Consider the following 12932-nt stretch of genomic DNA (forward strand, 5'->3'; position numbering starts at 1 on the left):
TCCCTCACTAAGTATCGTGTTTGCTCTATTCTTCGTCTAGCGTAGGCTTTAATGCATCTTGTAAGAAAATCTCCTGGCTATTCAGTGGATCTTCACTACGATCAAAATCTTTATAATGATACTTACCATTGGAATCTTGAATACGAGCCTTAGCAGTATCCATTAATTGTGTATTCATTATGTCAATAATACGAGTTTTTGCTTCATTTGCATATACAGGGAATAAAATTTCTACACGTTTAATCATATTGCGTGTCATCATATCAGCTGAAGATAAATATACTCTGTTCTCTCCATTATGATGGAACCAATAAATTCGGGAATGTTCTAGGAAACGACCGACAATACTTGTTACTGTAATGTTTTCACTAATGCCAGGGATACCAGGTCTAATACAGCAAATACCACGTATAATAAGCTCTACCTTTACCCCAGCAATCGAAGCCTCATATAACTTCATCATAAGATCTTTGTCTGTCAATGAATTCATTTTAGCTCGAATAAAGCCATCCCCGTATTTTTTATGACAAGCAATTTCTTCATCCATTAATCGAATAAATTCATCTCGAATATCAAAAGGTGCCACGACTAAGTGATTAAATGTAGGTTTTTCTGTATAGCCACTTAAATAGTTAAAGAAGTTTGTCGCATCAATACCAAATTCTTTATCTGTCGTTATTATGCCCATATCCGTGTAAATTTTTGCAGTGGCATCATTATAATTTCCTGTGCCAAGATGAACAAAACGTTCAATTTTGCCATTACGACGACTAACGACTAATGTGATTTTGGAATGTGTTTTTAAATTGTTCATCCCATAAATAACAAGACAGCCTGCTTGTTCTAGCTGTTTTGCCCAATGCACATTATTTTCCTCATCGAATCTGGCCTTTAATTCAACTAAAACTGTTACTTGTTTACCATTTTCTGCTGCCAGCTTTAGGGCTTGAATAATCGGTGAATTACCACTTACTCGATATAATGTTTGTTTGATTGCTAAGACATTCGGATTTACGGCTGCCTCAGAGATAAAATCAACGATTGGTGCAAATGATTCATATGGATGATGGAAAAAGATATCTTGTGTTAATGCTTTTTCAAAAATATTTTCATCGGATTGTAAATCGAAAGGTGGCTGTGGAATAAAACTTTCATATTCCAGATGTTCACGACCAACAGCTATACCTTTAACAAAAGAGAACATAAAAGTTAAATCTAAAGGTCCATCAATATGGAAAACGTCATTTTCTTCAATTTCAAATTCATCTAATAAGTAGAGAAGTACTTCCTCATTCATTTCTCCAACTCGAACTTCTAAACGACTTCCTACTCCCCATTTACGTTTCTTCAATTCTTTTTCAATTTCTACGAGAAGATCCCTTGCGCCCTCTTCATGGATCGTTAAATCCGCATTCCTAGTTAAACGGAAGGCTTGCGCTGATTTTACACTATAGCCATAAAATAATTTTTCAATATGCGCTACAATGACATCCTCCAACAATACTACGACCGTTTTGCCTTCTTCAGTGGGCACTTTAATATAACGATCTAAAACAGATGGTACTTGAACGATTGCGACTTTTTCGCGACTTTCAAGATCCGATTCATCCTGCTCTAAAAGGACTAGTAAATTGAGTGTTTTCCCCAGCAATGTCGGGAATGGACGATACGCATCTACTGCTACAGGTGTTAGAACTGGGAATATAGTTTCTGCAAACATTTCATTAATAAAAGCTTTTTGTGTGCTATTTAAATCTTTCATGTCTGCAATATGTACATTATGCTGTGGTAATAAATCATAGATTAAATGGCGGTATACTTCAGTTTGTCGACGCACTAAAGCCTGTGTACGTTCTGCGATTTTAGCTAATTGTTCCTTCGGTGTTAACCCAGATTTATTCTCAGCTTTATGGAATCCTGCACGAATTTGATCTTGTAAGCCAGCGACACGCACCATAAAAAACTCATCGAGATTTGAGCTAAATATAGCTAAAAATTTCAATCGTTCGAGCAGAGGATTATTCACATCCTCCGCTTCCTCTAATACACGTTCATTAAAAGCAAGCCAGCTTAACTCTCGATTATTATAATACTGAGGCTTCGCAATCTCCTCTAATAATCGACTATGATTTTTTAAAAACTCTTCCTCATTCAGCTCGTTATTAGTAATTTCAGTTGTCATCCGTATTCCATCCTTCTTCAATAAAATTGATTGTCATTGGGATTTTTAATGCTCGCTCTAAATGTTTTTTATGTCGATTAGCTTGAAACTTTTCAGCTGCTGCATTGTTCTTTACATAAATATTGAGCTGTACATAATCTTCCTCTGGATGCATCTCAATTGCATGTACAACATTTCGCTTTGAGACATTTAAAGCATAGACAAATTTTAATAACGCTCCAAAATCTCGTATTTTTCGATAGTCCTCACGATTCATCCACGTGGAGAACGGGGCAGCAAATCGTTGAAAATAATCTTTGTTTTTATAAGAAGCTAGAAGGGCTAGTTTGACTCTTTCTGGGTGATTTAGACCATCAATAGATTGGTTCGCAATCAAATAAAAGGTGTGTTGGCTTGAAGAGCTTAATTCGATATATTCACCAATATTAAAAACCTTCGCTGCTTTTCTGATTAACTGCAAATCTTCTGCATGATATGGTAAATAGCCTAAATGACAACATTCGCGATACAATTGATCAGCTAAATGCATCAAATAATCAACCTCTTTTTCCGTTCGACCATACTGTCGTGCAAGCCTTCTGGCATTTCCTTCAAACACATTATATTTATCAAAGGCATTGCTATCTGTTTGCAAAATCTTTTTAATAATCAGTCCCTCACGTAAACCCTTCTTCGTAAGCTGAAATGACTTGCTTCCTACAGTATCCATTAACACTCTAAATACCTCTAAGGCAGGTAAAATAATATCAGCACGGTCTGATGACAGGCCATCCAGCTGCTTTAATTCTTGAAAGCTTAATTGACCTAAAAATAAGCTTAATTCATCTAAATTTTCTTTTGTCATTTCGTATCCATGGACACTAGCAATGGGATAGTCATGTTTTTGTTGATGAATCTGTGCAATATTACGTGCACTTCCCCCAATTGCGATAATCGGTAAACCACTATTTTGAATCCATGATAATGTTTGAAATTGCTCTTTTATAAAGGCAATAAGCTCCTTCCTTTCACCGCTATTCATGATGTCGCCCTTCACAAAACGTTGCTTTAACGAAACTGTCCCGAATGGAAAGCTATGTGATTGCTGAATTTCTTTATTTTCAAACAGCGTAATTTCGGTACTACCACCACCAATATCAATCGTAACTCCCGATTTGGTTCCACTGGAATAAGCAACAGCTACAAAACCAAAATACGCTTCTTCTTCTTCTGATAAAAGCTCAATTTGAATACCAGTTCGTACTTTCATTTCTGCAATTATTTGGTCACGATTAGACGCCTGACGGATAGCAGCCGTTGCCGCCGCTTTCACATCTGTCACTTCAAAATCTTCTAACATCGCTTTAAATGTTTGTAATGTCTCGGCTAACACATCGATACCTTCTTCAGACATCTCACCAGAGGGTTGTATATATGTACGTAAACGTGCCACCGTTTTAATATTGCCTAGTTCATGGAGTCCCTCTTCATTGTTGTACTGATATAACACTAAGCGAATAGTATTGGAGCCGATATCAATAATGGCTGTTTTAAGTTCATTCAAATAATCACATCCTTCAAGCATCTTCTGATTATTTTGTTCACAATATGTAGACCTATACAAAAAAGTCGGATACTTTAAAGGCATCCGACTTTACTTTCATTTATTTATACTTTCAGGATACCCATTATTAAAATTGTGAAGTATCATGTAAAGCACAACTATTACAGAATTAATTGGTCAACACGTAGGATGAGCTCTGCAATTTCTGGCTTACTAATTTGATCTTCTGCTCCTACCTGATCACCTTTATGACGAAGGTCATCCGTAATTAGACTTGAGAATATAATAACTGGAAGTTTTTGAAGATCAGGATGCTCTTTGATTTTTCTAGTCAAATGATGCCCATCCATTTGTGGCATTTCAATATCTGTTACGACTAATTGAATATGTTCTGCGATATCACTACCGCTCTTCGCAATTCCTTCTAAGTATTCATATGCATCTCGGCCATTTTCAAAGAACTCTACATTGTCATAGCCTGCTTCATTCATCGTATCAAATAATAACTTCCGTAATAATGGTGAATCCTCTGCAATTAAAATACGTTTACCAGTACGTTCACGTTTGCCTAGCTTTTTAACAGATTCCACACTTATGCCCGATTCAGGATTAATATCCACCATAATTCTTTCGAAATCGAGTAGTAGAATCATTTGCTCGTTTTGTTTAATAACACCTATAACTTGTGATGTTCCGCCTTGATACATATCTGAAGGCTTTTCAATTTGATTCCATGATATACGGTGAATTTGTGTCACGTTATCCACATGGAACACAACACGCTGCTTATTAAATTCAGCAACAATATATTTTTGTTGCGGGTTACGCTCAGTACTCTGAATTCCAAGTACCCGTAGCATATCCACAACTGGTAATACTTCACCTCGTAATTGAATGATTCCTTCTACATGCGGGTGCGCGTGTGGAATAAATGTTACTGGAATCGGTTGAATGATTTCTTTTACTTTAATTACATTGATACCAAATTTATTGTTAGCTACTTCAAATTCAACGATTTCTAGCTCATTTGTGCCACTTTCTAATAATATTCCTTTATGTTCCAATGCAACCCCGCTCCTTTCTCTACTTCAATTTATAATTCAATTGTATCATAGGCAATACATTTCTCCTACTTGCTATTTCCATTTTTATCATTAACTTTTAGATGTACCAATAGGCCAATGACTGTCATTACGATTAGCGTCGATAGTGCGACACGACTAGCTAATGTACCGTAATCCTTCATCCATAATGTAACTGTCCCGTATACGGCTGGCCCAATAATAGATGATACTTTCCCAGAGAAAGCAAACAAGCCAAAGAACTGTCCACGTTTCTCATCTGGTGACAATTCAATAATATAGGTCCTAGACGTTACCCACATAGAACCAAGTGATATACCAAAAAGACTACCTGCAAGCCAAAACATCCATTGTGCTGTCGCAAATACAGCAAACACTAAAGCGACAATCATAATAAGGGCTACCATAGTAATCGCGCGTTTAGCGCCTACTGACTTTGTAATATAGCCAAATGCCAAAGACCCAATGATCGTGGATACAGTAGAAACTAAATAAAGAATGATAAATTGACCCGAGCTAAAACCGACAATAGCCGTCGCGTAAACGGCCATCATTGCAATCGTAGTAGCGATAGCATCATTCAAAAAGAAATAAGCAATCATAAAAGTAAAGATCGCCTTATATTGTTTCATGTCCTTAAAGGTTTCAATAATTTCTTTATAGCCATCTAAAAATTTTAAAGACTTCCTCTGTGCTTTGGGAATTGGCGTATCTTTATTGATCAAAAATAAAGGCAGTGAAAATAATAAATATAAAATTGCCGTAGGAATAAATGCACGATGAAAATCACTGTTGCCAACATACAAATAAACAAGAAGACCAAAAAGTGTACCCAAATACCCAATTGCAACGCCATAGCCAGATATAAGTGGCATTTCTTCTTTCGACCCTAAATCTGGCATCATGGAATCATAGAATACTAGACTTGAATTAAAGAAGAACTTTGCAATGACAAAACTTGCCACGACTAAAAATAAACTAAGAGGTACCCCTGAGTAATGAGTGGTTGTCTGTAGCTCCGCAAATATCCCCATCATAAAAGTGAAAAGAATGGAAATTGAAGCAAACCAGACAATAAATCTTTTTTTATAGCCAGTATTATCAATCCACACTCCGAAAAGTGGAGAAAATACTACCAGTAATAAGCTAGCAATGGCATTCGCATACGAAATAAATGTACTAGCTACTTGTTGCATAACTTCATTTGTTCCTAATACCTCATCCATATAAAACGGGAAAAAAATCGTATTAATATTTGAAGAAAAAATTGTATTAGCAAAATCATAGAAAGCCCATGAAAGTATTGGTAATGATAAGTAAATCGCTAACTGACTTCGATGCTGGACGTCTATTGCTGAACTCGTTTTCATAAAACCCTCCCTTACATTCTCTATAATAATCAATTAATTTCTTTCCGTAATGAAAAATTCCTTTTTTTAAAGAAAATTAATATTATTTACAATATAACAGTAAATTCATTGAAACATAACTGCTAAAAGATCGATAAATAATGCCTTCTTCAAACAAAAAAGATATCCAAGCCCCTCGCTTGAATATCTTTTTTATTATTCTTCTGTTATTGCTACCCATTCAGAAGACCATTGCTCAATTGCTTTTAGTACAGGTGCAAGTGCGTATCCCTTTTCAGTAAGTTCATACTCAATGACGACTGGGGTAGAAGGAATGACAGTACGTAATACAATCTCCTCGATTTCTAGCTCCTTTAATCGCTCAGTTAATACGCGGCTGCTTATATTTAACTGATTTTTAATAACTGAATACCGCTGAGGACCATCTAATAATTGAAAAATGAGTAAAGTATTCCAGCGATGATTGACTATTTTTAGCGCCTTTTCAAATCGAGGACAAATTTTTTTTTGATCCACGTTACAAGCCTCCATTGTTAGTAGTTCATATACAACAGTATAACACTTCTTTCAATATTCAGTTCTTAAAACACATTTAGTTACTTGACAAAAGTTATTTTTAAAAATAAACTAAGTTACAAATTGTAAGTTAAAGAAAAAGGAGATATTTTAGAATGCAAAACATTGGTTCAACTATTTTACGTGTCGTTCTCGGCATTATTTTTGCGGTACATGGTTTTCAAAAATTTCAAGGAGGTATTAGCTACACGGCAGACTTCTTTGATAGTTTAGGTATACCAGGATTTATGGCGTATATCGTTGCAATTATTGAGTTAGTGGGAGGTATTGCCCTTATTTTAGGTTTAGCAACAAGAATTTTTGGAGCATTACTAACAATGACTATGATTGTAGCCATTTTCACAGCTAAGCTAAGTATTGGCTTTATTGGGGCTGATGGTTTAGCCGGATACGAATTAGATTTAGCCTTGGGTGCAATTGCTCTATACTTCACTCTAGCTGGTGCTTCTAGCTTTTCATTGGACGCCCAACTATTTGGGAAAGAGTAACAAAAAAACCTGAAGTCTCTCCAAAAAGAAGAAACTTCAGGTTCTTGTTTATCCAAATAAGGTTTTTATTATCTATAACGGTGAAGAAGAGCCTGTGTCCCATTATCACCATAGCCCTCTTCGATCAACTTTTCATACATTTCATAGGCTAACGCCAACCCTGGCAAAGTAATCCCCATTGTCTTGGATTCATCCAAAGCTATTTTCATATCCTTCACAAAATGTTTGATATAAAAACCTGGTGCAAAGTCTTCTTTGATCATGCGTGGTGCCAAATTACTTAGAGACCACGAACCTGCCGCACCTGATGCAATGGACTGCAATACGGTTGGTAAATCTAGCCCTGCCTTGAGACCGTAAGCAAGCGATTCGCATACCCCAATCATGCCTGAAGCTATGGCAATTTGATTGCACATCTTTGCATGTTGACCAGCCCCTGCCTCACCTTGATAAACGATATTTTCTCCGAAATGCTTCATCAGCGGTAAAGCCTTATCGTAAGTTGTTAAATCGCCACCGACCATAATCGACAATGTACCATTTTGCGCACCGATATCACCACCTGAAACAGGTGCATCTAAAGACTCTACACCAATAGTTTGTGCATGCTCATATATTTTCTTGGCTAAAGATGGCTCTGAAGTCGTCATATCAATGATAAGGTTGTCAGGTTCAGCTGTTTTGAAAAGGCCATTTTCTCCAAAATAAACCTCTTCAACATCTGAGGGGTAGCCAACCATTGTAAATGCAATGTCTTGATGTTTAAACGCTTCTGCTGGCGAACTAGCCCATGTTGCTCCTAAAGCTACTAGCGGCTCTGCTTTTTCTTTAGTACGAGTGTACACCGTCACCTCATGGTCATTTTTCAATAAGTGTTTAATAATACTTGTCCCCATTACACCAGTTCCGATAAATGCAATACGTTGCTTTTTCATATGTATATACTCCTTCGTCATAAAAGTTAGGATTCTTTCACCTACGTGACTTGATGTTTTCAGTTTAGGCGAATAAATAAAATAATTCAAACTCTCCCTATAACTTGTACTAATCATTAGATAACTTGCATATATACCGAATAAGCAAAAAAAAAAGAGAGCAAGTGATTGGGGGATCACTGCTCTAAAGGGGGAAATGAGAATGTTGCTGTGTTCATAGTAAGTTATTCCCCATTAAAATGCATTTTAAACATCTATTTTTAAAATGTTATTACTCTGAATACTGGAACAATCTTTTTATTCGTCTTGGTCTTTTTCTTCATCAAATGCTGTCTGTCTATAATAGGTATTCATTAACTGGTCTAATCTGCGACTCAGTTGAATGGTTTTTGCATTTTGTAACCCGTTTTCAACACCAGAGCGAATCATCAACTCACGAGTTTGTTCCATTTGTTTCAAGAGTAGATTGACCATTCATACAACCCTCCACACACAAATAATCATACCATTATTATACATTTATATTTCATTTCTTACAGCATTAACTTACGACAATGTTCGACAAATTAACTCCTAGGTATTTCGTTAAAAGTATAGATAATTCGTCCATTTTGCTTGGCCTCACCTCTGAAATGTTTAAATAAAGGATGCGCTACAAGAATTTCTCGAAATTCGTAAAAATCTTCCTTTTGAATTTCAATACTTCCTATTTCCCCATTTTGTAATTGTTTAAGCATATTTTCGTATCTTTCCATTAGTTTTATTCCTTTCTTTTCATCTTTTGTGTAATAAATTATGAATTATTTAAAAAAAGCTTTACGTTTACCATTTTTTCGTGCAAACTGTATATTATTAGTCGATGAAGGAGCTGACTGTCTGTGAAAATAGCTGAAGTTGGAAATATTATCGAGTTTAAAAATGGTCTCCAAGGCATTGTCGAAAAGGTAAATGAAAATTCGGTGATCGTTAACTTAACATATATGGAGAATTTTGATTCCCTTGAAATTGAAGAAAAAACGGTCGTCAATCATAAACGTTACAAAATTTTATATACGAATGAAGCTTAATAGTCTGAATAGTCCCTATTTGTCTTTATAGATGATATGGGGCTTTTTTTTTGATAAAATTAAAGCATGGAGGTCGTATATGCTAACAAATTCAAAACAAACAGTACTATTACTCCTTTCTCTATTATTCGTTTATGGCATGCTTGCCTTTACCTTTGCTAACCAAGCAGTATTTTGGTACATGTATGCATTTACCTTACTAGTATGTATTGCCATTGCCATATTAGCTGGTTCTATTGAAGATCAATTACCCACATGGCAATTTTTACTCTTTGGGATTGGATACGGTACCATCACTTATGGTATTATTCGCTTCGGTTATTGGCTTGCTCCATTTATTAATAATAACTTAGTACAATCCGTTCATAAATTTTTAACAAACTATGGACCACAAAATATTTGGCACTATGCATTACTTGTTTTTATTGTTGCCATCGGCGAAGAATTATTTTGGCGTGGTTATGTTCAGCAACAATTAAAACGCTTTATGCGTCCTACTCTGGCTATCCTAGTGACGGCAGTTTTATGTGCAATCTCCATCGCCCTGAGTGGTTTTATTTTAGGCGTGGTTGCTGCACTGGTGACAAGTATTATTTGGGGCTTCTTGTATGAATGGAAGAGAAGTATGCCACTTGTTATTGTAGCTCATGTTGTTTTTGTACTATTATTATTTTTAGTGTTACCTTTAACATCATAACATTATTATTTGGAAACATTTTAGCTTTACTAACGTTTAATTTAGAAAAGGAGGGTTTTTTATGCAAAAAAAATTATTTTCAATTCTTGCATTATTATTAACAGCAGTACTAGTAGTAGGTTGTAATACCTCTGAAAAAACAGAGGGTTCAGATACTCAGCAAAATGAGCCGTCTGATACTGCTGCCGATCAAAAACCATCTGGCGATGAAACAGCAGGTGAAGCACAAGAGGAAGAGAATACAGATACACCTGCATCAAATGAAACAAATACTGGGGATGCTTCTAAACAGCCTCAGCAAGATGTGACTTACAAACAAAATGGTGTAGATAAAACAGAAAAGGCAACTGAATCTAAAAGTGTTGACCAAAGCTATAAGCTACAACAACTTCCAGGGTTCACATTAACGCAAGAAGAGCCAGGTAAAGATATGCTAGTATCTAATGATGATGACGAAGTGTTTATGCGTATTGAAACAATTGAGGCATCACAATCAAGCTTTACTGAAGTAAAAACAGCTATGCAAGATTATATGAATGCTGTAGGTGAAACAGTAGCTTTAACTACTGATGAATTAGCTGCATTCAAGGATGTTCAAAATATTGAAGGTTATGTTGTAGACTTTGACACAGAGAAAGTAATCGGGGTTGTTTTTGAAAATGATGGTCTCATTACAAAATTAACGATTCACGATAATGATAAGCAAGATTTAACGAATGCTATGATGAACATGGCAGCAACTATTTCTAAAAAATAATAATTCGTAATACAAGAAGGACGATAGACAAAGCATTGTCGATCGTCCTTTTATGTATGTTTGAGATTTTTTTATCCACATGATTAAAAAGTTGTCTCAAATGAATGAGACAACTTTTTTAATACGATAAATCTTTAATAGAAAGGCCCATTTTCTTTAATAACGTAATAGCCTGCTCTTTTTCTTCTGAAGATAATACGCTCATTATTTCATGTAAATGCTGCTCATGCTTTGGGAATAGTTCTCCCATAAACGCTTCGCCTTCATCCGTGATTTCTGCATATGTCACACGACGATCCGCTGGACAGGACACACGCAATAAATAGCCTCTTTTTTCAAGCTTATCAATGACATACGTAATAGACCCACTGGCAAGTAAAATTTTATTGCCAATTTGCTGTAATGGCTGTCTTCCTTTATGATAAAGAAGCTCGAGAACAGCAAATTCAGTTGGGTTTAAACCATTATCCTGAAATAATTGATGTGTTGTCTCATTGATAGCTTTAAGTGCACGTGACAATACAATATATAATTTTAAAGATTGTTTTAAGTCTTCTGACGTCATATTCTTTTCCTCTCACTTCGCTCTTTATACTTGACATTATAGCGATATTAGAAAAGCATTGTCAAAAGCATTATCCGATTTAGAAGGTTATATTGTTGTTATCCAACCATTTTTACTCTCTTTATGTTACTAAATAGGCAGAATCTTTTGTGGATACTTCCATTGTATCCACTTGGTTAAATGTATAAATTGGGAACTGTAGATGGAAGCATGTCCCCTTCTGTAATTCACTACTAACACCTATAACTCCATCGTGCTCTTCGATAACTTTTTTCACGAAAGCAAGGCCCAGTCCTGTCCCTGTTGATTTTGTCGTGTAAAAAGGCTGGAATAGGTTTTGAAGGGTTGTGCTATCCATTCCAACGCCTTCGTCTTTAATTGTAAGTTCAACAATCGCGCAGTCATTTGTTGTCATTTCTACAGTAATCGTACCACCATTATTCATGGATTCCATCGCATTTTTGATGAGATTCATTAATACTTGCTTTAATCGATTTTCACTTCCACCAATATAAACTTGATTAGGAATTGAAATGTACTGAATCATAATATTTTTCATGAGTGCATCTGGTAACATGAACTCAATGACTTGTTTTACAATATGATCTAGTTCCAATAACTCCACTTTCATAGTTGATGGCTTGGACAAAACTAATAGCTCTGATAAGATTTGTTCCATTCGTTGAAGCTCGCTATCAATGACAGAAAGGTACATGCGTGATTCATCGTCAGCATTTATTTTTAATAAATCAGTAAAACCCTTTAAAGAAGTTAATGGATTACGAATTTCATGCGCAATACTCGCAGCCATTTGTCCAACAACATTCAAAGCTTGTTGATGCTCCACCTTATGTTGAAGTTGCTTCTTCTCTGTTTCATCATTAATAACCGTGACAATAATGTTATTGTATTCATCGAAAATACTGGAAATTTCATAATAGCAAGTTCTACTTACTTGTGTTTCATCGACAACGTGAAGACTTGCATGTTTGTCACCCATTAATTTAGAAAGGTAGGATGTAATTTGCCCTTTTTTCAATGTAAATAGATCAAATATATGCTGATGAGCTTTATGAAGCAGCTGCGAGCTTTCTACTTTGAGAAACATTTCTGCATACTTATTAAGCCCAAGAATAATACCGCTAGCATCACTTACAATAACAGCATAAGGTAAGTAATCATATGCATTAAAAGATTGGGATCTTTCATGCTCTTGACTAACGTATAATTTATGGGGGACATCTTCATTTATTGTTGAAATTTGCGCAACAATTTCTTCTGCATTTGGGTCATAGAAACATTTAAATGATAACATTTCATACTCATTTCCTACTGTGCGAATGTTGAAAATTTCTTCCGATCGTAAATCCTTTTGTAGTTGTTGGACGAACTTCGCCCATTTAAATTTAGATGGCTCGTCCATAGCCAAATTGCCAATATACGTTAAATTAAAATTAAATAGTTGGATAGCAGCCTCATTGACGTTCAAAATTTTCCCTGCTTTATTGAGTATAAGTGTTGGTGACGAAGTACTTTTCATAAGATTTCCAAAACATTGATTAATATCATTTTGCTTCAACTTTCTCACCGAACCTTTCAAAAGAGTAAAAAACCTCTAAATCGAATTTTGAGCCTTTACTATACATTATGACAGCACGATTCTATTATTA

At 35.5% G+C, this 12932-nt stretch carries 14 protein-coding genes; 4 read left to right on the plus strand and 10 right to left on the minus strand.

The window, feature by feature from the left end; genetic code table 11:
* Positions 1-25: 25 nt before the first annotated feature.
* From AC07YC_RS12050 to AC07YC_RS12070, 5 genes are all read right to left on the minus strand, one after another.
* Positions 26-2182: an RNA degradosome polyphosphate kinase gene (locus tag AC07YC_RS12050; protein ID WP_494919502.1), complete on the minus strand. Its 2157-nt coding sequence runs from the start codon at positions 2180-2182 to the stop codon at positions 26-28.
* Complete coding sequence (locus AC07YC_RS12055) at positions 2172-3725, minus strand: Ppx/GppA phosphatase family protein (protein ID WP_494919503.1); 1554 nt, start codon at positions 3723-3725, stop codon at positions 2172-2174. The genes AC07YC_RS12050 and AC07YC_RS12055 overlap by 11 nt, the downstream gene beginning before the upstream one ends.
* Before the next feature lie 161 nt (positions 3726-3886).
* Positions 3887-4789 (minus strand): chemotaxis protein, encoded by a 903-nt coding sequence (locus tag AC07YC_RS12060; protein ID WP_008174137.1) that lies wholly within the window; start codon positions 4787-4789, stop codon positions 3887-3889.
* A gap of 65 nt (positions 4790-4854) precedes the next feature.
* On the minus strand, positions 4855-6177 hold the full coding sequence (locus AC07YC_RS12065) for an MFS transporter (protein ID WP_494919505.1): 1323 nt from the start codon (positions 6175-6177) through the stop codon (positions 4855-4857).
* A 195-nt stretch (positions 6178-6372) separates the two neighbouring features.
* Complete coding sequence (locus tag AC07YC_RS12070) at positions 6373-6693, minus strand: winged helix-turn-helix transcriptional regulator (protein ID WP_043989697.1); 321 nt, start codon at positions 6691-6693, stop codon at positions 6373-6375.
* A 155-nt stretch (positions 6694-6848) separates the two neighbouring features.
* On the opposite strand from AC07YC_RS12070, the gene AC07YC_RS12075 reads away from it, so the two are divergent.
* Positions 6849-7241, plus strand: a complete 393-nt coding sequence (locus tag AC07YC_RS12075) for a DoxX family protein (protein WP_008174140.1) — start codon at positions 6849-6851, stop codon at positions 7239-7241.
* 68 nt (positions 7242-7309) lie between these two features.
* On the opposite strand, the gene AC07YC_RS12080 is transcribed toward AC07YC_RS12075, so the two are convergent.
* The 3 genes from AC07YC_RS12080 to ykzS form a co-directional block, all read right to left on the minus strand.
* The gene (locus AC07YC_RS12080) at positions 7310-8176 is read right to left on the minus strand and encodes an NAD(P)-dependent oxidoreductase (RefSeq protein ID WP_494919506.1); all 867 of its coding nucleotides are present in this window, start codon (positions 8174-8176) and stop codon (positions 7310-7312) included.
* Between the two features lie 297 nt (positions 8177-8473).
* Positions 8474-8650 (minus strand): aspartyl-phosphate phosphatase Spo0E family protein, encoded by a 177-nt coding sequence (locus tag AC07YC_RS12085; RefSeq protein WP_008174142.1) that lies wholly within the window; start codon positions 8648-8650, stop codon positions 8474-8476.
* Positions 8651-8742: 92 nt separating this feature from the next.
* Positions 8743-8931, minus strand: a complete 189-nt coding sequence (ykzS, locus tag AC07YC_RS12090) for a protein YkzS (RefSeq protein WP_336636748.1) — start codon at positions 8929-8931, stop codon at positions 8743-8745.
* A gap of 123 nt (positions 8932-9054) precedes the next feature.
* Between ykzS and AC07YC_RS12095 the strand changes: the two genes are divergently transcribed.
* The 3 genes from AC07YC_RS12095 to AC07YC_RS12105 all read left to right on the plus strand — a co-directional run bounded on the left by AC07YC_RS12095 (position 9055) and on the right by AC07YC_RS12105 (position 10697).
* On the plus strand, positions 9055-9243 hold the full coding sequence (locus AC07YC_RS12095) for a YkvS family protein (RefSeq protein WP_004224583.1): 189 nt from the start codon (positions 9055-9057) through the stop codon (positions 9241-9243).
* Positions 9244-9322: 79 nt separating this feature from the next.
* Positions 9323-9940 (plus strand): CPBP family intramembrane glutamic endopeptidase, encoded by a 618-nt coding sequence (locus tag AC07YC_RS12100; protein ID WP_144788400.1) that lies wholly within the window; start codon positions 9323-9325, stop codon positions 9938-9940.
* Between the two features lie 61 nt (positions 9941-10001).
* Positions 10002-10697 carry a DUF8580 domain-containing lipoprotein gene (locus AC07YC_RS12105; protein WP_494919507.1) on the plus strand — a complete coding sequence of 232 codons (696 nt, stop codon included), beginning with the start codon at positions 10002-10004 and terminating at the stop codon, positions 10695-10697.
* Positions 10698-10815: 118 nt separating this feature from the next.
* Here the strand turns inward: AC07YC_RS12105 and AC07YC_RS12110 are convergent, their stop codons facing one another.
* On the minus strand, positions 10816-11262 hold the full coding sequence (locus AC07YC_RS12110; protein WP_336636276.1) for a MarR family winged helix-turn-helix transcriptional regulator: 447 nt from the start codon (positions 11260-11262) through the stop codon (positions 10816-10818).
* A gap of 121 nt (positions 11263-11383) precedes the next feature.
* Positions 11384-12802 carry a PAS domain-containing sensor histidine kinase gene (locus tag AC07YC_RS12115; RefSeq protein WP_494919508.1) on the minus strand — a complete coding sequence of 473 codons (1419 nt, stop codon included), beginning with the start codon at positions 12800-12802 and terminating at the stop codon, positions 11384-11386.
* Between the last annotated feature and the right edge of the window lie 130 nt (positions 12803-12932).

This window comes from Lysinibacillus sp. GW247-5R2A, assembly GCF_059424475.1.

What these genes read in the sequence shown, in the direction of transcription:
- AC07YC_RS12050 (WP_494919502.1), bottom strand. Translation starts at nt 2,182, where the DNA reads ATGACAACTGAAATTACTAATAACGAGCTGAATGAGGAAGAGTTTTTA.
- AC07YC_RS12065 (WP_494919505.1), bottom strand. Translation starts at nt 6,177, where the DNA reads ATGAAAACGAGTTCAGCAATAGACGTCCAGCATCGAAGTCAGTTAGCG.
- AC07YC_RS12075 (WP_008174140.1), top strand. Translation starts at nt 6,849, where the DNA reads ATGCAAAACATTGGTTCAACTATTTTACGTGTCGTTCTCGGCATTATT.
- AC07YC_RS12080 (WP_494919506.1), bottom strand. Translation starts at nt 8,176, where the DNA reads ATGAAAAAGCAACGTATTGCATTTATCGGAACTGGTGTAATGGGGACA.
- AC07YC_RS12085 (WP_008174142.1), bottom strand. Translation starts at nt 8,650, where the DNA reads ATGGTCAATCTACTCTTGAAACAAATGGAACAAACTCGTGAGTTGATG.
- ykzS (WP_336636748.1), bottom strand. Translation starts at nt 8,931, where the DNA reads ATGGAAAGATACGAAAATATGCTTAAACAATTACAAAATGGGGAAATA.
- AC07YC_RS12100 (WP_144788400.1), top strand. Translation starts at nt 9,323, where the DNA reads ATGCTAACAAATTCAAAACAAACAGTACTATTACTCCTTTCTCTATTA.
- AC07YC_RS12105 (WP_494919507.1), top strand. Translation starts at nt 10,002, where the DNA reads ATGCAAAAAAAATTATTTTCAATTCTTGCATTATTATTAACAGCAGTA.
- AC07YC_RS12110 (WP_336636276.1), bottom strand. Translation starts at nt 11,262, where the DNA reads ATGACGTCAGAAGACTTAAAACAATCTTTAAAATTATATATTGTATTG.
- AC07YC_RS12115 (WP_494919508.1), bottom strand. Translation starts at nt 12,802, where the DNA reads ATGAAAAGTACTTCGTCACCAACACTTATACTCAATAAAGCAGGGAAA.